This is a genomic window from Ruminococcus flavefaciens (assembly GCF_900143025.1).
Taxonomy (GTDB): Bacteria; Bacillota; Clostridia; order Oscillospirales; family Ruminococcaceae; genus Ruminococcus; species Ruminococcus flavefaciens_I.
The window spans coordinates 211,791-228,888 of record NZ_FRCT01000002.1; the positions used below are offsets into that span (position 1 = coordinate 211,791).

16 protein-coding genes are annotated in these 17,098 nt (G+C 41.3%); 13 read left to right on the plus strand and 3 right to left on the minus strand.

What is annotated here, in order from left to right:
- Nucleotides 1–22 precede the first annotated feature (22 nt).
- From BUB28_RS03165 to BUB28_RS03200, 8 genes are read left to right on the plus strand one after another with little or no spacing between them, the layout of a single operon-like run.
- Nucleotides 23–1,996: a V-type ATP synthase subunit I gene (locus BUB28_RS03165; protein ID WP_072948656.1), complete on the plus strand. Its 1,974-nt coding sequence runs from the start codon at nt 23–25 to the stop codon at nt 1,994–1,996.
- Nucleotides 1,989–2,462, plus strand: coding sequence for a V-type ATP synthase subunit K (locus BUB28_RS03170; protein ID WP_072948658.1), 474 nt, complete (start codon nt 1,989–1,991; stop codon nt 2,460–2,462). Before BUB28_RS03165 ends, BUB28_RS03170 begins: the two co-directional genes overlap by 8 nt.
- Before the next feature lie 13 nt (nt 2,463–2,475).
- A complete protein-coding gene (locus tag BUB28_RS03175; protein ID WP_072948660.1) occupies nt 2,476–3,069 on the plus strand; it encodes a V-type ATP synthase subunit E in 594 nt (197 codons plus the stop codon).
- Between the two features lie 8 nt (nt 3,070–3,077).
- Complete coding sequence (locus tag BUB28_RS03180) at nt 3,078–4,022, plus strand: V-type ATPase subunit (RefSeq protein WP_072948662.1); 945 nt, start codon at nt 3,078–3,080, stop codon at nt 4,020–4,022.
- A complete protein-coding gene (locus BUB28_RS03185) occupies nt 4,015–4,326 on the plus strand; it encodes a V-type ATP synthase subunit F (protein WP_072948664.1) in 312 nt (103 codons plus the stop codon). The genes BUB28_RS03180 and BUB28_RS03185 overlap by 8 nt, the downstream gene beginning before the upstream one ends.
- A gap of 21 nt (nt 4,327–4,347) precedes the next feature.
- Nucleotides 4,348–6,117, plus strand: a complete 1,770-nt coding sequence (locus tag BUB28_RS03190) for a V-type ATP synthase subunit A (RefSeq protein WP_072948666.1) — start codon at nt 4,348–4,350, stop codon at nt 6,115–6,117.
- Nucleotides 6,117–7,493 (plus strand): V-type ATP synthase subunit B, encoded by a 1,377-nt coding sequence (locus BUB28_RS03195; RefSeq protein WP_072948668.1) that lies wholly within the window; start codon nt 6,117–6,119, stop codon nt 7,491–7,493. Before BUB28_RS03190 ends, BUB28_RS03195 begins: the two co-directional genes overlap by 1 nt.
- A 10-nt stretch (nt 7,494–7,503) precedes the next feature.
- On the plus strand, nt 7,504–8,154 hold the full coding sequence (locus tag BUB28_RS03200; RefSeq protein ID WP_072948670.1) for a V-type ATP synthase subunit D: 651 nt from the start codon (nt 7,504–7,506) through the stop codon (nt 8,152–8,154).
- 163 nt (nt 8,155–8,317) lie between these two features.
- Here BUB28_RS03200 and BUB28_RS03205 read toward each other — a convergent pair whose 3' ends face one another.
- Nucleotides 8,318–10,432 (minus strand): polyribonucleotide nucleotidyltransferase, encoded by a 2,115-nt coding sequence (locus BUB28_RS03205; RefSeq protein ID WP_072948673.1) that lies wholly within the window; start codon nt 10,430–10,432, stop codon nt 8,318–8,320.
- A 166-nt stretch (nt 10,433–10,598) separates the two neighbouring features.
- A complete protein-coding gene (rpsO, locus tag BUB28_RS03210; RefSeq protein ID WP_072948675.1) occupies nt 10,599–10,865 on the minus strand; it encodes a 30S ribosomal protein S15 in 267 nt (88 codons plus the stop codon).
- 327 nt (nt 10,866–11,192) lie between these two features.
- On the opposite strand from rpsO, the gene BUB28_RS03215 reads away from it, so the two are divergent.
- The 5 genes from BUB28_RS03215 to pyrB all read left to right on the plus strand — a co-directional run bounded on the left by BUB28_RS03215 (nt 11,193) and on the right by pyrB (nt 16,449).
- Entirely contained in the window at nt 11,193–11,708 is a 516-nt protein-coding gene (locus BUB28_RS03215; protein WP_072948678.1) for an NUDIX hydrolase, read from the plus strand.
- Nucleotides 11,705–12,700: a tyrosine-type recombinase/integrase gene (locus BUB28_RS03220; RefSeq protein ID WP_072948681.1), complete on the plus strand. Its 996-nt coding sequence runs from the start codon at nt 11,705–11,707 to the stop codon at nt 12,698–12,700. Before BUB28_RS03215 ends, BUB28_RS03220 begins: the two co-directional genes overlap by 4 nt.
- A gap of 88 nt (nt 12,701–12,788) precedes the next feature.
- Nucleotides 12,789–14,660: an asparagine synthase (glutamine-hydrolyzing) gene (asnB, locus tag BUB28_RS03225; RefSeq protein WP_072948684.1), complete on the plus strand. Its 1,872-nt coding sequence runs from the start codon at nt 12,789–12,791 to the stop codon at nt 14,658–14,660.
- A 15-nt stretch (nt 14,661–14,675) separates the two neighbouring features.
- A complete protein-coding gene (locus BUB28_RS03230) occupies nt 14,676–15,344 on the plus strand; it encodes an HD domain-containing protein (RefSeq protein WP_072948686.1) in 669 nt (222 codons plus the stop codon).
- Between the two features lie 22 nt (nt 15,345–15,366).
- Nucleotides 15,367–16,449: an aspartate carbamoyltransferase gene (pyrB, locus tag BUB28_RS03235; RefSeq protein WP_072948688.1), complete on the plus strand. Its 1,083-nt coding sequence runs from the start codon at nt 15,367–15,369 to the stop codon at nt 16,447–16,449.
- 40 nt (nt 16,450–16,489) lie between these two features.
- Here pyrB and BUB28_RS03240 read toward each other — a convergent pair whose 3' ends face one another.
- Nucleotides 16,490–17,053, minus strand: a complete 564-nt coding sequence (locus BUB28_RS03240) for an HD domain-containing protein (RefSeq protein ID WP_072948691.1) — start codon at nt 17,051–17,053, stop codon at nt 16,490–16,492.
- Nucleotides 17,054–17,098 lie beyond the last annotated feature (45 nt).

A 17,098-nucleotide genomic window follows, 5' to 3' on the forward strand; every position in this document is an offset into this window, starting at 1 on the left:
GAAAAGGAGAGTGATGTAAAATATGGCGAAGCTCAAAATGAAAAAGATCGAGCTTATTGCTATGCTTACTGACAGTAAAAAGATAATAGAGCTTCTTCAGAGGCGCGGAGTTGTTGAAATATCGAGAAATGATGATGAAGAGCTTGAAAACACAAATGTTACGGCGGTAGTTGGCGAGTTTGACAAATTCCGAAATACTGCTTCTCAGGCGCTTGAGATAATTGATAATCACGCTCCGGAAAAAGCAAGCATAACCGATATGTTCAGCGGCAAGACCGAGGTCGAAAAGCATGAATTCGGTCGAGAGGCTATGCAAATGGAAAAGGTAATGGGGGCAGCTAACGAGATAATCAAAAATCAGCGTTTCATTACTGATTCCGCAAATTCGATATCGCAGCTTGAGATCAAATGTGATATGCTCCAAAGATGGCTGCCGCTCGATGTACCGCTGAATTTCAAGGGAACTGCTACGACAGCGGCGTATATAGGTACTCTGCCATATCAGATAACAGCTGATGCCCTTGAGGAACAGCTTCCTGAGAATTGCAGTGCAGAGGTTATCAGCGGTTCTAAGGAACAGACAAATCTTTTTATCCTATGCAGTAAAAGCTCATATGATGAGGCAGGAGATGTACTGAGAAAGCTTGCTTTTGTTTCAGCTTCCGAGCCTGAAAGTCATACACCAAAGGAACTGATATCCATGTACCAAAAGGAGATATCAGACCTTCAGAAGGGTACTGATGAAGCAAAGAAAAACATAGAAAAGCTTGCAGAAAATCGTAAAGAGTTAAAGTTTGTTATTGACTACCTACAGATGCGCAAGGAGAAATATGATGCTCTCAGTGGTCTTGGATTTACCGAAAGTACTTTTGTACTTACAGGATATATCCCCGAAAAATACTGTGAACAGCTTCGCAAGGAAATAGAGGCTAAATATACAGCTTCTATAACCTTTACTGATCCGTCAGATGATGAAGATGTGCCTGTTTTACTTGAAAACAGCAAATTTTCTTCACCTGTTGAGGGAATAACAAAAATGTATGCTCTTCCGGGAAAAAGTGATGTTGACCCAACTCCTGTAATGTCGTTTTTCTATTATCTTTTCTTCGGAATGATGCTTTCAGACGCGGGCTATGGACTGCTGATGCTCATTGGAACTACAATAGCGTTAAAGAAGTTCAAGCTTGAAACAAGTATGAGAAAAACTCTTACCATGTTCCGAAACTGTGGTATTTCCACTATTTTCTGGGGAGCACTTTTCGGAAGCTGGTTCGGAGATATAGCACAGGTAGTTGCAAGAAACTTCTTTGATAAAGAGATAGGCAGTCTTGCTTTATGGTTTGAACCTCTAACGGATCCTGTAAAGCTTCTGCTGGTTTCATTCGGACTTGGAATACTTCACCTGCTCCTTGGCGTTGCGGTATCGTTTAAAATGACATGGGATACAGGCAAAAAGCTCGACGCTATATTTGACGCACTCCCTATATATCTAATAATTCTGGGAGTTGCTCCAATAGGTGCAGGTATGTTCGTTTCTGTATCGTCAACGCTAAGAAATACAGGTCTGTATATGCTTATAGCAGGTGTTGTTATTCTTGTGCTTACGGCAGGAAGAACGTCAAAATCAATATTCGGAAAGTTCTTCGGCGGTCTGTATGCACTGTACAATACAGCCACAGGCTACCTCGGCGACATTCTTTCCTATTCGAGACTTCTTGCGCTCGGACTTGCAACAGGAAGTATTGCCAGCGTTATAAATCTTATAGGAACTATGCCTGAAAATAAGATATTCAAGCTCGTTCTTCTCGTTGTTGTATTCATTGTCGGACATACAGCAAATCTGGCTATTAATCTGCTTGGTGCTTATGTTCATACTGACAGATTACAGTTCGTTGAGCTTTTCAGTAAATTCTACACAGGCGGCGGCAGGGAATTTTCACCGCTTACTGTAAATACAAAGTATATAAAATTCAAGGAGGAAAATTCAAATGACTAACGGATTAGTTTTAGCTTTAATCGGAGCTGCTCTTGCAGCACTTCTCGCAGGCATCGGCTCTGCAAAGGGTGTAAGCCTTGTAGGTGAGGCTGCATCGGGCGTTATATCAGTTGACCCGTCTAAATTCAGCAAGGTGCTTCTGCTTGAGCTCCTTCCGGGTACACAGGGACTTTATGGACTTATTGCAGCTATGTTTATTCTTATCAAGACCAATGTTTTAAGCGGTAATGCAGCAGATCTCACTGTTCAGCAGGGTCTTGCATTCCTTGCTGCTTCTCTCCCAATCGCAATTGTAGGTCTTATCTCCGGTATAATGCAGGGCAGAACTGCCGCAGCAGGCGTAAGTATTACAGCTAAAAAGCCTGACCATAACGGTAAGGCTATTATCATGGCTGCAATGGTAGAAACATATGCTATCCTTGCACTTCTTATTTCTGTTCTTATGATCCTTAATATTGCTGTATAATGGAGGTGGAGATATGTCAGGACTTGACGATATCCTGAACCTCATCGAAGCTCAGCAGAAACAAACAGAGGACAGTATTATGAAGTCTGCGGCAGACAAGGCACGAAAAATCAAGGCTGACGGAGCTGAAAAAGCTAATAAGGCTTATGAGGAACACCTTTCCAAAGCCAAGGTTCAGGCGGAAAAGGATTTTGAAAACTCCTGTGCCTCAGCAGATGCTGCTATGAAACGTAAGATACTTGCCTGTAAAGTTGAGCTTATTGATGAAGCTATAGAAAAAACTATAGATAAGCTGAAAAAGCTTCCCGATAAAGAGTATTTTGAGCTTATACTCAAACTTGTTGAACGTCATATACAGCCGGATAAAGGCTTTATCGAACTCGGAAAAGCTGACCTTGCAAGGACTCCAAAAGAATTTGAAAGCGAGCTGAATACACTTGCTTCCAAAAAAGGCGGCAGCATACAGCTTTCCAAAGAAGCTGCTGACATTGACGACGGTTTTATACTCAGCTATGGCCTTATATCGGAAAATTGCAGCTTTAAGGCTATGATCGAATCTGAAAAAGATGAGATCAGAGATACGGCTGCAAGAGCACTGTTCAGGTAGGTGATAGCATGAACGGTACAAAATACGCAAATGCTGTTGGTGCTGTAAGAGCAATGGAAAATACGCTCCTTAGCAGAAGTGACATTGAACAGCTTATAAATGCAAGAAGCAAAGCAGAGATAAACTCCATAATCGCTTCCAAAAACAGTGGCGGAGCTAATGCGGAAAATCTTGAAGATGTCTGGAATATGCTCATGGAATATGCTCCTGATTGCAAAGAGCTTGAAATACTGCTTTACAAAAATGATTTTCATAATCTGAAAGCCGTTTTAAAGGCGATAATTTCAAACAGAGATCCTCAGCAGTATTATATCTCACCGTCTAATGTAAAGCTTTCTGTGCTCACTGAAGCTATCAATTCAAGAGAATATGATGAGCTTCCCGAATATATGCGCGGCACAGCAGCCGAAGCTTATGAGCTCGTAACAAGAACTCTTGACGGACAGCTTTCGGATTCGCTTATTGATACTGCTGCTTTAAAAGCAATGCAGAAAAGTGCTTTTAAATTCGGCGGCGAGTTTATGCAGAAATACGCAAAGCTCATAACTGTATGCGCGGATATAAAAACTGCATACAGATGCTGTCTGCTCAATAAATCCGCACAGTTCATGGAAACGGCTATATGCGGAAGTGAAGAGCTTGAAAAGGAAGATCTTATAAAAGCTGCACTCAGCGGAACAGAATCTTTTTTCAGCTTCCTTGAGACTACAAGCTACGCAAATGCAGCTGCTCTTCTCAAAGATTCAGCTGCCCAGTATGAAAAATGGTGCGATGATGCTGTAATGGAGCTTGCTGATGAAGCTCGTATACAGGCGTTTGGCTCTGATCCTCTTGCTGCATATTTTATTGCTAAGGAAGCAGAGATCAAAAATCTGAGGATATTATCAGTATGTAAGGAATTCGGTGCTGATAAGGAAACGATCACGGAAAGGATGAGAAAGCTATATGTATAAAGCAGCAGTTATCGGTGACAGCGCAAGTGTGTCGGGATTTGCAGCTCTTGGGCTTTCCGTGTTTCGTGAAACTGAACCCGAAAAGATTACTAAGCTTATTTCAAGGCTTGCAGCCAATGACTTTGCTGTGATCTATATCACAGAGCCTGCCGCTGCACTTGTAAGCGATACAATAAATAAATATCGGAGCAATAAGCTGCCGTCTATCGTTCTTATACCCGCAATTGAGGGTAATACGGGCGAGGGCATGAGAGCTTTGCATGATGCAGTTGAAAAGGCTGTAGGCTCTGATATACTTAATTAGGAAAGAGGCGGATAAGCAGAAATGAACAGCAAAGGTACAGTAGTTAAAATATCAGGACCGCTTGTAGTTGCCGAGGGCATGAGAGATGCTAATATGTTCGACGTTGTGCGAGTAAGTGAAAAGCGGCTTATCGGTGAGATAATAGAAATGCACGGTGATCGTGCTTCCATACAGGTCTATGAGGAAACATCAGGTCTCGGAACAGGAGAGGGCGTTGAATCAACAGGCGAGCCTATGAGCGTTGAACTTGGTCCTGGACTTATCGGAAGTATTTTCGACGGTATCCAGCGTCCCCTTGATGATATCCGCAAAGTGTGCGGCAATAATCTTGCAAGAGGTGTAGAAGTTCCTTCACTCAAGCGTGAGCCTCTCTGGAAGTTCACTCCTTCAGTAAAAGCAGGAGATAAGGTCGTAGGCGGAGATATAATCGGTACAGTTCCGGAAACAGATATCGTTCTTCATAAAATAATGGTACCAAATGGTATAGAGGGTACTGTAAAAAAGATCTCCGAAGGCGAATTTCACGCAGATGATACTGTTTGCGTGATTGAAACAGAAAAGGGCGAAAAAGAACTTACTCTTATCCAGAAATGGCCTGTAAGACGAGGCAGACCATATAAGAAGAAGCTTTCACCGGATATGCCGCTTGTAACAGGTCAGCGAGTTGTTGACTGCCTTTTCCCAATAGCAAAGGGCGGCGTTGCAGCTATTCCCGGTCCTTTCGGAAGTGGTAAAACAGTTACTCAGCATCAGCTTGCAAAATGGGCAGAGGCTGATATTATCGTATATATCGGCTGCGGCGAGCGCGGTAACGAAATGACAGACGTTCTTAACGAATTCCCTGAGCTTATTGACCCACATACAGGTAAATCACTCATGGAAAGAACAGTTCTTATCGCCAATACCTCGGATATGCCTGTTGCAGCCCGTGAAGCTTCGGTTTATACAGGTATCACCATAGCAGAATATTACCGTGATATGGGCTATTCCGTTGCACTTATGGCTGACTCAACTTCACGTTGGGCAGAGGCCCTTCGTGAAATGTCAGGACGACTCGAAGAAATGCCCGGTGATGAGGGCTATCCTGCATACCTTGGAAGCCGTCTTGCTCAGTTCTATGAGCGTGCAGGAAGAGTTATATCAAACGGTACAGAGGGTAGGGAAGGAGCACTTTCTGTTATCGGTGCTGTTTCGCCTCCTGGCGGTGATATTTCTGAACCTGTTTCACAGGCTACACTTCGTATAGTAAAGGTGTTCTGGGGACTTGATGCAAACCTTGCTTACCAGAGACACTTCCCGGCAATCAACTGGCTGACCAGCTACTCACTTTACGCAGATTCGCTGGCTGATTGGTATAATAACAACGTATCTAAGGACTGGATGAAGTCAAGAGCAAGATTTATGTCTATACTCCATGACGAAGCTGAACTTAAAGAAATCGTAAAGCTTATCGGTATGGACGCTCTTTCATCAAAGGACAGACTGAAAATGGAAACTGCCCGTTCAATTCGTGAGGACTTCCTGCATCAGCTGGCTTTCCATGAGGTAGATACCTATACGAGCCTGAAAAAGCAGCTTTATATGATGAAGCTCATACTCAATTTCAATGATGAAGCTGCTGTTGCAGTTGATAAGGGCGCAGATATCGAAGCTGTTGCTAATCTTGCTGTAAGAGAAAAGATAGGACGTTTCAAATACGTTGAAGAAGAAAAGACAGATGCAGAATTTGAAAAGCTCAGTGTGGAGATCTCCTCAGAGCTGGATGACCTGCTCACTAAGGAGGTAGACTGATGCCAAGAGAATACAGAACTATTGAAGAAGCAGCAGGTCCTCTGCTGCTGGTCAAGGACGTTGAAAACGTAACCTATGGCGAGCTTGCTGAGATAAGGCTTAAAGGCGGCGAAAAAAGAAGATGCCGTGTTCTTGAGATAGACGGTACAAATGCACTTGTTCAGCTTTTTGAGAATGCCGCCGGTATAAACCTTCAGGACAGCAGTGTTGTTTTCTCAGGTCACCAGATGGAGCTCGGTGTATCCGAGGATATGCTTGGACGAGTTTTTGACGGACTAGGAAGACCTATAGACGATGGTCCCGAGATAATCCCTGATATGCGCCTTGATGTAAACGGACTCCCTATGAATCCTGTTGCAAGACAGTATCCTCAGGAGTTTATCCAGACAGGTGTATCTGCAATTGACGGACTAAATACTCTTGTAAGAGGTCAGAAGCTGCCTATTTTCTCGGCAAGCGGACTTCCGCACGCACAGCTTGCTGCTCAGATAGCAAGACAGGCAAAGGTTCGCGGAAAAGATGAGCAGTTCGCTGTTGTTTTCGCTGCAATGGGTATAACATTTGAGGAGTCTGAATACTTCGTTCAGAGCTTCAAGAGTACAGGTGCTCTTGACAGAACTGTACTGTTTATAAATCTTGCAAACGACTCTGCTATCGAGCGTCTTGCTACGCCTAAAATGGCTCTTACAGCTGCTGAGTATCTTGCATTTGAAAAAGGTATGCACGTATTGGTTATCCTTACCGATATCACAAACTACGCTGACGCTCTTCGTGAGGTCTCGGCTGCACGTAAGGAAGTTCCCGGACGACGCGGATATCCCGGCTATATGTATACAGACCTTGCTACTATTTATGAGCGTGCAGGCCGTCAGAACGGCAAAGAGGGAAGTATTACAATGATACCTATCCTTACTATGCCTGAGGACGATAAAACTCACCCGATCCCTGACCTTACAGGATATATCACAGAGGGACAGATAATTCTTTCCCGTGAGCTTTACAGAAAGGGTATAAATCCACCTGTTGATGTTCTGCCGTCACTTTCACGACTCAAGGATAAGGGTATAGGCGAGGGTAAGACCCGTGCAGATCATTCGGATACTATGAATCAGCTTTTCTCGGCTTATGCACGAGGAAAAGATGCAAAGGAACTCATGGTAGTCCTTGGCGAAGCTGCTCTTACGCCTACTGACCTGCTTTATGCAAAGTTTGCCGATGAATTTGAAAAGAGATATGTTTCTCAGGGCTTTGAAAACAACAGAAGCATTGAGGAAACTCTTTCTATCGGCTGGGAGCTTCTTAAACTCCTGCCAAGAAGCGAGCTGCGCAGAATCAGAGAGGAATATCTTGTTAAGTACTATGATACTCAGAAATGAGGTGAGCTGATTGGCAAGACTTAATGTTAATCCTACTCGAATGGAGTTAAGTAAGCTGAAAAAGAAGCTCACTTCTGCACGAAGAGGTCATAAGCTTTTAAAGGATAAGCGAGACGAGCTTATGAGACAGTTTATGAATCTCATAAAGGAAAATCGTCAGCTAAGAACTGAAGTCGAAGCGGCTATATCAGAAGCAAACAGATATATGGCTGTTGCAGGCTCGGTAATGCAGAGAGAGGTCCTTGAAACTGCCTTGATGCTCCCTAAGCAGGAAGTCGAGCTTGAAGTAAAGGAAAAGAACGTTATGAGCGTTTATATCCCTGAATTTACAACGAAATTCCGCTCATCTGATACAAATGATATTTACTCATACGGTATGGCGTTTACTTCTATAGATCTTGACGGTGCTGTAAGTGCATTGAATTCGGTCCTGCCTAAAATGATAAGGCTTGCCGAGGTCGAAAAGGCTTGTCAGCTTATGGCTGACGAGATCGAAAAGACTCGTCGCCGTGTAAATGCACTCGAGCATATTATGATACCAGATTATGAGGAAACTATAAAATATATCACAATGAAGCTTTCCGAAAATGAGAGAAGCACAACTACATCTCTTATGAAGGTTAAGGATATGGTACTGAAAGACAGCCATAAATATCACTGAGAAATAAGTCCTTTCATAATAGGGTAAAAAAACAGCTTTTTTCAATGAAAAACCATTGATTATTGAAAAAATATTTTTATATTAACAAAAGGCGGTCTTAGACCGCCTTAAATTTTGCATCAAAAAAGCCCGTGTACTGCAACGTATACGGGCTTTGCGATAATCAGTTGTTCTTTTTAGCTTCAATATCTGCAAGTGCGTCCTTGCGTGAGAGGTTTATTCTGCCCTGACGGTCGATCTCTGTAACCTTTACAACGATCTCGTCACCGATAGAAACAACGTCCTCAACCTTTTCAACTCTCTGCTTATCAAGCTTTGAGATGTGAACAAGTCCGTCCTTACCCGGAGCAATTTCAACAAATGCACCGAAGTCCATGATTCTTACAACCTTACCCTTGTAGATAGCGCCTACTTCAGGATCGTTAGCAATTGTATGGATTATCTGGAGTGCCTTATTTGCATTATCTCCGTCAACACCGCTGATGAATACGTTACCGTCATCGCTGATGTCTATCTTAACATCGCAGTCAGCAGAGATTTTCTGGATAACCTTGCCGCCTTGACCGATAACTTCACGAATCTTATCAACAGGAATCTTTGTCTGGAGCATCTTAGGAGCATACTTATTGACTGTAGGTCTGCTCTCAGGAATAGCCTTGAGCATGATCTCGTCAAGAATATAAATACGAGCCTTTCTTGTCTTTTCAAATGCTTCCTTGATAATTGCAGGTGTAAGGCCGTCAACCTTGATATCTACCTGGATAGCTGTAATACCCTTGTGAGTACCGCCAACCTTGAAGTCCATATCGCCAAAGAAGTCCTCAAGACCCTGGATATCAACCATTGTCATAAATTCATCGCTGTCAGGCTTTGTGATAAGTCCGCAGGAAATACCGGCAACAGGTGCCTTGATCGGAACGCCTGCATCCATAAGTGCAAGTGTTGAACCACAGATAGAGCCCTGAGATGTAGAACCGTTTGAAGAAAGTACCTCTGATACGAGTCTGAGAGCATATGGGAATTCCTCAACAGGTGGGATAACAGGTGCAAGAGCTCTTTCAGCAAGAGCACCATGACCAATCTCACGACGTCCGGGTCCTCTGCTTGGCTTTGTTTCACCAACAGAATAGCTTGGGAAATTATACTGGTGCATATATCTCTTTGAATCTTCTTCGTCGAGACCGTCTATCTTCTGAGCATCGCTTACAGGACCAAGTGTAGCAACTGTGAGTACCTGTGTCTGACCTCTTGTGAAGAGTCCTGAACCGTGAACACGGGGGAGTACACCAACTTCAGCAGCAAGAGGACGTATCTCGTCGATTCCACGACCGTCAACACGCTTGCCTTCGTACAGCCAGTTACGAACGATCTTTTTCTGGAGCTTGTAGATGCACTCGTCTATCATTGCTATCTGCTCGGGATACTTTTCATCGAAATTAGCATGAATATCATCAACGATAGGAGCAAGTCTCTCATCACGTATGTTCTTGTCATTTGTATCAAGTGCAACCTTAACACGGTCAGAAGCGAATGCTTCGATAGCATCAAACATATCGTGGTCAACTTCCATTGACTCGAATTCAAACTTAGGCTTACCTATCTGTGCACGGATATCATTGATAAATGCTACCATTTTCTTGATCTCTTCGTGTCCGGTAAGAATAGCATTAAGCATTGTATCCTCAGGCACTTCATTTGCACCAGCCTCGATCATAACGATCTTTTCAGCTGTACCTGCAACTGTAAGTGTAAGGTCTGTCTTTGCTCTCTGCTCAAGTGTAGGATTAAGAACTATCTCACCGTCAACAAGACCTACATTTATGCCTGCAATAGGACCATTCCACGGAATATCGGAAATAGAGATAGCAATAGATGTTGCAATCATACCTGCGATCTCAGGTGAGTTATCAGGCTCAACAGCAAGTACTGTCATTACAACAGAAACATCATTTCTCATATCCTTTGGGAAGAGAGGTCTGATAGGTCTGTCAACACATCTTGAAGTAAGTATAGACTTTTCTGAAGGCTTACCCTCGCGCTTTGTGAATGAACCTGGGATTCTGCCTACAGAGTAAAGTCTCTCTTCGTAATCAACTGAAAGAGGGAAGAAGTCTACACCCTCTCTTGGCTTTGCACTTGCTGTAACGTTAGCCATTACAACAGTTTCACCATATCTTACCCAGCATGAACCATTAGAAAGTCCGCATGTCTTGCCGGTTTCAACGATAAGCGGTCTGCCTGCATAGGTTGTTTCAAAAGTCCTGTAATTTTCAAACATCTGTTTTCCTCCATTTTTTTAATTATTTATCAGAGGAGAGCTTTTAGAAGTTAGAGGTAAAAGTAAGAAAGATCATAACTCTTACCTCTGACTTCTAATCCCTGACTCTGATAGACGTAAAGGCAGAAGGGTATAAAATACCCCGCTGCCTTCATTCACACTGTAATTACTTACGAAGACCGAGCTTCTCTACGATAGCACGATATCTCTCGATATCCTTCTTCTTGAGATAACCGAGGAGATTACGTCTGTGACCAACCATCTTGAGAAGACCTCTTCTTGAGTGGTGATCGTTCTTGTGAGACTTGAGGTGGTTTGTAAGATCGTTTATTCTTCTTGTGAGAATAGCAATCTGTACCTCAGGAGAACCTGTGTCCTTTTCGTGTGTTCTGTTAGCCTCAATAACGGCTGTTTTTTCATCCTTCAATAACATTTGAAGCACCTCTTAATAAAATATTCCGTTAACTCAGAATGAGGTGAAATTCGAGGACAAGCCTCAAACCAAGTACACGGTGATAATATTATATCACAAATTTTATACTTTGTAAAGTACTTTTTTCGAAAAAATCAATTTATATTTAAATAAGTATAGTTGTTTTTAGTATTTGGTTATTGGAGTTCTATTCTTCTTAACGAATATGCTTTCGTTTTTCTTGCAATGATCTGAGAGAAGTGATATAATAGCATTAATGAAAAAAAGGATAAAGTTTCACCAAATCAAAGTTTGGTGCAACTTTGATATAAAATCGAGGTATATTTTATGAAACGACTATTTACAATTGATCTAAAGGATTACGACGAGACTTATTCAAGATTTAAGCGTCCGTCCGTACGTGGTATCATAATCAAGGATAAAACCGTTGCAATGGTTTACAGTAATAAGTATGATTACTATAAATTTCCGGGCGGCGGTATTGAAAAAAATGAAGATTATATAAGTACACTTATAAGAGAAATTTCTGAAGAAGCCGGTCTGAAGGTTTTGGAAAATTCTATATGCGAATACGGTTCAGTTCTGCGTATTCAAAAAAGCCGATTTGCTGAAAATGAGATTTTTGAGCAAGAAAATTTTTATTATCTATGCAATGTTGAAAATTCTATTCACTCACAGTCTTTAGATGATTATGAATTGAACGAAGGTTTTGAACTGAGATACGTATCAGTCGCAGATGCTATCAGCGTAAATCGCACACATGACCATGCAGACTATGATGCAATGCTGATCGAACGTGAAGCAAAAGTTTTGGAATTACTCGTAAAGGACGGTCTTTTATGAATAATTATAATTCGCCTGAAAATCCTGAGTTTTTAAACAATTACCTTGTGCATATGAAGATAGTCAAGCTTCTTGCACAGAGAACTATCGAAGAATACTATACCGATATACGACTTTTCTTACGGTATATCTATGAAAATCAGTATAATACGGGCAAAAATCTCGAAGATATTGACATACGCGATATGACTGTAAGTGATATCCGAAAAATTTCCATAACTGATATATATAATTTTATTTTTTATACGTCAGATGAACGTGGAAATAAAGATCGTGCACGTTATAGAAAGATATCCTCGCTCAGAAGCTTTTTTAAGTACCTTGAAAAAGTAGCTCATATAATCGAAAGTGATCCTACCAAAGACCTTGATGTTCCCGTCCCGAAGACCGGACTTCCTAAATTCCTTTCATTAAAGGAAAGTCTTAAACTGCTTGAAACTGCGGATAATGCTGATTCAAAGCGTGATTACTGCATAATTACTTTATTTCTTAACTGCGGAATGCGTCTAAGCGAATTGGTGGGCATCAACATAAGAGATATCGACTTTACTGAAAATCGTTTAAAAGTTCTCGGTAAGCGCAGCAAGGAACGTATGGTTTACCTTAATCCGGCTTGTATAGATGCCTTGCAGAAATATCTTGTTATAAGAAACAATAATCCGAAAGCTGCTTCTGAACCTGCTCTTTTCATAAGCAATCAGAACCGCAGGATCTCCAAAAGGCGTGTTCAGCAGATTGTTGAGGATACACTCCAAAAGGCTGAACTTGACGGAAAAGGAATTACTACACATAAGCTCAGACATACAGCTGCAACTCTGATGTATCAGTATGGCGATGCAGATGTACTTACTTTAAAAGAACTTCTCGGTCATTCAAGCATATCGACAACTGAGATTTATACGCATCTTAACGACGAGAACGTCCGTAACGCTGTAGAAAGCAATCCCCTTGCCAGGATCAAATCTGACAATTCTGATGATAATAAAGATTAAATCATTATTTTTTGTTGCAAAAATACTCGATTTGTAGTATAATATCTTGGGAGATTTAATATACGGAATATTCGGAGGTAGCATATTTATGTGCGGAATCGTAGGTTTTACGAATAATGTTGAAAACGCTGATGAAATTCTCGGCAAAATGATGGATCGAATAAAACACAGAGGTCCTGATGCTGAAGGCAAATACATAGATAATGATATAGCTCTCGGTCATCGCAGACTCAGTATTATTGATGTAAGTTCAAGCGGAGATCAGCCTATCTTCAATGAAGATAATTCACTTGTTATAGTGTTTAACGGAGAGATATATAATTATAAGGAAATACGTCAAAAGCTTATTGACGCAGGTCATAAATTCAGCACTAATACTGATACCGAGGTCCTGATACACGGTTATGAGGAATACGGTGAAAAGCTGCTCAATATGCTCAGAGGAATGTTTTCCTTTGTTATATGGGACAAAAATAAAAAGGAGCTTTTCGGTGCACGCGATTTCTTCGGTATCAAGCCAATGTACTACGCAAATATGAACGGAACACTTATGTTCGGTTCGGAAATTAAAAGCTTCCTCGATCACCCAAAATTCACAAAGGAGCTTAATACCTCCGCTCTGGAGAACTATCTCACTTTTCAATACTCCCCTACTTCGGAAACATTTTTTAAAAATGTTTACAAGCTCCCGCCTGCACATTTTTTTAAATTCAAGGACGGAAAATTTGTGGCAAAACGTTATTGGGACGTTCGTTTCGACGCCGATAATAAGCCTGATCTTACCGAATGGGTAAACAGGATATCCGATACATTCCATAATTCTGTCGAAGCACACAAGATTGCCGATGTTGAAGTTGGTTCTTTCCTTTCAAGCGGCGTAGATTCGAGCTATGTTGCGGCTATAGCCGATGTTGACAAGACATTTACAGTAGGATTTGGTTCAGATGAGAAATATAATGAGATCGGCTGGGCGAAGAATTTCTCTAAGGCTATCGGCAAGGAAAATACAAGCAAGGTCATATCACCTGAAGAATATTGGAGCAGTCTTTCAATGATACAGTATCATATGGACGAACCTCTTGCAGACCCGTCTGCGGTTGCTCTTTATTTTGTATGCAATATCGCTTCGGAAAAGTTAAAAGTAGTTCTTTCGGGTGAAGGAGCAGATGAAATTTTCGGTGGCTATAACGTATACAGTGATCCTAACGGTACAGCCTATGATAAACTGCCTCGTTTTGTAAAGCGTGGCATAGGCTGTGTTGCTTCAAAGCTTCCTGCAAAACGTGGAGTTAATTTCTTTGTTCGTAAGGGCAAGGACGTTGAAGAACGTTTTATCGGCAACGCTTATATGTTTACTCCTAAGGACAGAAAGGAGCTTCTGAAGATATCTACTTCAGCTCCTGATCCGACTGCTATTACAAAGCCATTTTACGATAATGTAAAGAATAAAGACGATGTTACGAAAATGCAGTATCTTGACCTGCATATGTGGATGGCAGGAGATATTCTGCTGAAGGCTGATAAAATGAGTATGGCTAATTCTCTTGAACTCAGAGTCCCGTTCCTCGATAAGGAGGTAATGGCTCTTGCTGAGAAGATACCTATAAAATATCGTGTAACTCACGACAAAGGAACAGATGGGACAAAATATATCACAAAGTATGCTATGCGTCTTGCTGCAAAGAAGGATACTCCGGAACAGACAGCAAAGACCGCAGCAAAAAAGAAGCTGGGCTTTCCTGTTCCGATAAGAGTATGGCTCAAAGAGGATAAATACTACGAAATCGTAAAAAGCACCTTTGAGAGCGATAATGCAAAGGAATTTTTCAATACCGCTCCCCTGCTGAAGCTTCTTGACGATCATCGTGCAGGAAAAGCTGATAACAGCCGTAAGATATGGACTGTTTTCATTTTCCTTGTATGGTATAAGGTCTACTTTGAAAATAACGGAAAATATTGATTATAAGGTGAAAATATGCCAAGTATCGTTACTTATAAGTATATAAAACAAAATCCTGATATTATGGAGTATATCAGACGCGCAGACAATGCTCTTGAAGCACTGGGCTACACAGAGCATTCATTCCCTCATGTTGAGCGTGTTGCACATACTTCTGCTTATATCCTTGAAACTCTCGGATATGATGAAAGAACAGTTGAGCTGGCGCGTATCGCTTCTATCATGCATGATATCGGCAATGTCATAAACAGAGTCGATCACGCTCAGAGCGGAGCTGTAATGGCTTTCAGACTTCTTGACAACCTCAGTATGCCTGCCGATGAAATATGTTCTATAATCTCTGCAATAGGCAATCACGATGAAGGTACGGGTCAGCCACTTGATGCTATATCGGCTGCTATGATAATCGGTGATAAGACTGATGTACGCAGAAGCAGAGTGCGTAACCACGATCTGCTTACTTTCGATATACACGATCGTGTAAACTATGCCGTTGAAAACTCAAAGGTCATTTTCAACGAGAATAAAACATCAATAATACTTGAACTTCAGATAGATACTGAAATATCATCTGTTCTTGAGTATTTCGAGATATTTATGGAGCGTATGCTGCTGTGCAGAAGAGCGTCAAAGTTTCTTGGTGTACAGTTTGAAATGATCATTAATGGCAGCAAAATACTGTAATAATATAACGGAGGTTAAAAATATGTTATCGGAATATCAGCATCTTATTGATCTTAATGATTATCCAGTATCCTGGTGGAAAAATGTTGTGGAGCTCGGTGAGGAGATATACAAGGCTCCTGAGAAATTCGCTCATGTATGTGACGGAAAAATAATGGCTACGTTATTCTATGAGCCCTCCACAAGGACACAGATGTCTTTCCAGACAGCAATGATAAGACTTGGCGGACAGATTATCGGTTTTGATAATCCGGCTAATTCATCTGTTGCTAAGGGAGAGACTATAAAGGATACTACTAAGATAGTAAGCAATTACGCTGATGTTCTTGTTATACGTCACCCGATAGCAGGTGCTGCAAAAGCTGCTTCACTTACTGCTGACTGCTCCGTGATAAATGCAGGTGACGGCGGACACCTCCACCCTACTCAGACACTTACAGATCTGCTCACATTAAAAATCGAGAAAAAAACTCTTTCAGGACTTACTATAGGAATGTGTGGTGATCTTCTCAACGGAAGAACTGTTCATTCTCTCTGTAAGGCTCTCAGTATGTTCCCTAATAATAAATTCGTTTTCATATCCACTAAGGAACTGGGTATGCCTGCTTACATCAAGGATATAATCAAGGCTAACGGAAGTACATATGAGGAGATAAATACACTTGAAGATGCTATCGGCAAGCTTGACGTTCTTTACATGACTCGTATTCAACAGGAACGTTTTGCAAGTCAGGAGGAGTACCTCGCACAGAAGAATACTTACATACTTGACAGAAAAAAGATGCTGCTTGCAAAAAGTGATATGATCGTTATGCATCCGCTCCCGCGTGTTGATGAAATAACAGTCGAGGTAGATGATGATACAAGAGCAATGTACTTTAAACAGGCTAAATATGGTATGTATGTAAGAATGGCACTTATAATGACTATTCTTAAAGAGAAAAAACAGTCTGAAACTCTTAAAGGAAAGGTTTTCAGCGGTGTTAAATGCTCAAATCCGAAATGTATCACAAATCATGAGGAGTACCTCCCTAAAAGTTTCCGTGCAAGTAGAGATGAAACCCTTCTTGAATGTGAATACTGCGACGAAAGAAAGCTTATATAACATTAAATCCGTACAGTTCACTCTGTACGGATTTTTTAGTTTATTGTTCATTGGCTATTTTTTTTAGTGTTTCATCGAGTATAGCCTTTCTCAGTTCTGTCAACCATTCTGAAAACGCCACAGTATCAAATGCGTAGGTTTTATTGAGTTCAAACTCGTTTTCTGACCATGTATCTAATGGAGATTCGTTATGCTGTATCAAAGCTTCAAGTTTGTCAAGCGCTTTAAAAAGCTTTGCTTCTTTTGTTTGCTGAGTGTTCATTTCAGCAAACAAAACCGAAAATTCTCCTTTTATACCCTCAGATAAGCTTTCTATCCAACTTTCAAGAAGAATGTCTTCCCTTTTTCTGTCATCGTTTGTTTTGGCAAATGTGGGGATATCACCTGTAAAGCACTCCCCAAGATCATGTATAAGGCACATTTTTATGACCTTATCAATGTCAATATCAGAAAATTCGGATTTAAGAAGCATTGCCATGAGAGATATTCGCCAGCTGTGCTCTGCAACACTTTCTGTTCTTCTTTTTGAGGTAGTGCAGTGACGCAGTGTGTCTTTCAGACGTTCGGCTGTATGCAGTATTTCCAGGTATTCTTTTACATTCATGCTTCTTCTCCTTATATTAACAAAAGCGATAGGCACTTTGGTCTA

What these genes read in the sequence shown, in the direction of transcription:
- rpsO (WP_072948675.1), bottom strand. Translation starts at nt 10,865, where the DNA reads ATGTTATTGAAGGATGAAAAAACAGCCGTTATTGAGGCTAACAGAACA.
- BUB28_RS03170 (WP_072948658.1), top strand. Translation starts at nt 1,989, where the DNA reads ATGACTAACGGATTAGTTTTAGCTTTAATCGGAGCTGCTCTTGCAGCA.
- BUB28_RS03185 (WP_072948664.1), top strand. Translation starts at nt 4,015, where the DNA reads ATGTATAAAGCAGCAGTTATCGGTGACAGCGCAAGTGTGTCGGGATTT.
- BUB28_RS03215 (WP_072948678.1), top strand. Translation starts at nt 11,193, where the DNA reads ATGAAACGACTATTTACAATTGATCTAAAGGATTACGACGAGACTTAT.
- BUB28_RS03180 (WP_072948662.1), top strand. Translation starts at nt 3,078, where the DNA reads ATGAACGGTACAAAATACGCAAATGCTGTTGGTGCTGTAAGAGCAATG.
- BUB28_RS03240 (WP_072948691.1), bottom strand. Translation starts at nt 17,053, where the DNA reads ATGAATGTAAAAGAATACCTGGAAATACTGCATACAGCCGAACGTCTG.
- asnB (WP_072948684.1), top strand. Translation starts at nt 12,789, where the DNA reads ATGTGCGGAATCGTAGGTTTTACGAATAATGTTGAAAACGCTGATGAA.
- BUB28_RS03220 (WP_072948681.1), top strand. Translation starts at nt 11,705, where the DNA reads ATGAATAATTATAATTCGCCTGAAAATCCTGAGTTTTTAAACAATTAC.
- pyrB (WP_072948688.1), top strand. Translation starts at nt 15,367, where the DNA reads ATGTTATCGGAATATCAGCATCTTATTGATCTTAATGATTATCCAGTA.
- BUB28_RS03175 (WP_072948660.1), top strand. Translation starts at nt 2,476, where the DNA reads ATGTCAGGACTTGACGATATCCTGAACCTCATCGAAGCTCAGCAGAAA.
- BUB28_RS03190 (WP_072948666.1), top strand. Translation starts at nt 4,348, where the DNA reads ATGAACAGCAAAGGTACAGTAGTTAAAATATCAGGACCGCTTGTAGTT.
- BUB28_RS03205 (WP_072948673.1), bottom strand. Translation starts at nt 10,432, where the DNA reads ATGTTTGAAAATTACAGGACTTTTGAAACAACCTATGCAGGCAGACCG.
- BUB28_RS03195 (WP_072948668.1), top strand. Translation starts at nt 6,117, where the DNA reads ATGCCAAGAGAATACAGAACTATTGAAGAAGCAGCAGGTCCTCTGCTG.
- BUB28_RS03165 (WP_072948656.1), top strand. Translation starts at nt 23, where the DNA reads ATGGCGAAGCTCAAAATGAAAAAGATCGAGCTTATTGCTATGCTTACT.
- BUB28_RS03230 (WP_072948686.1), top strand. Translation starts at nt 14,676, where the DNA reads ATGCCAAGTATCGTTACTTATAAGTATATAAAACAAAATCCTGATATT.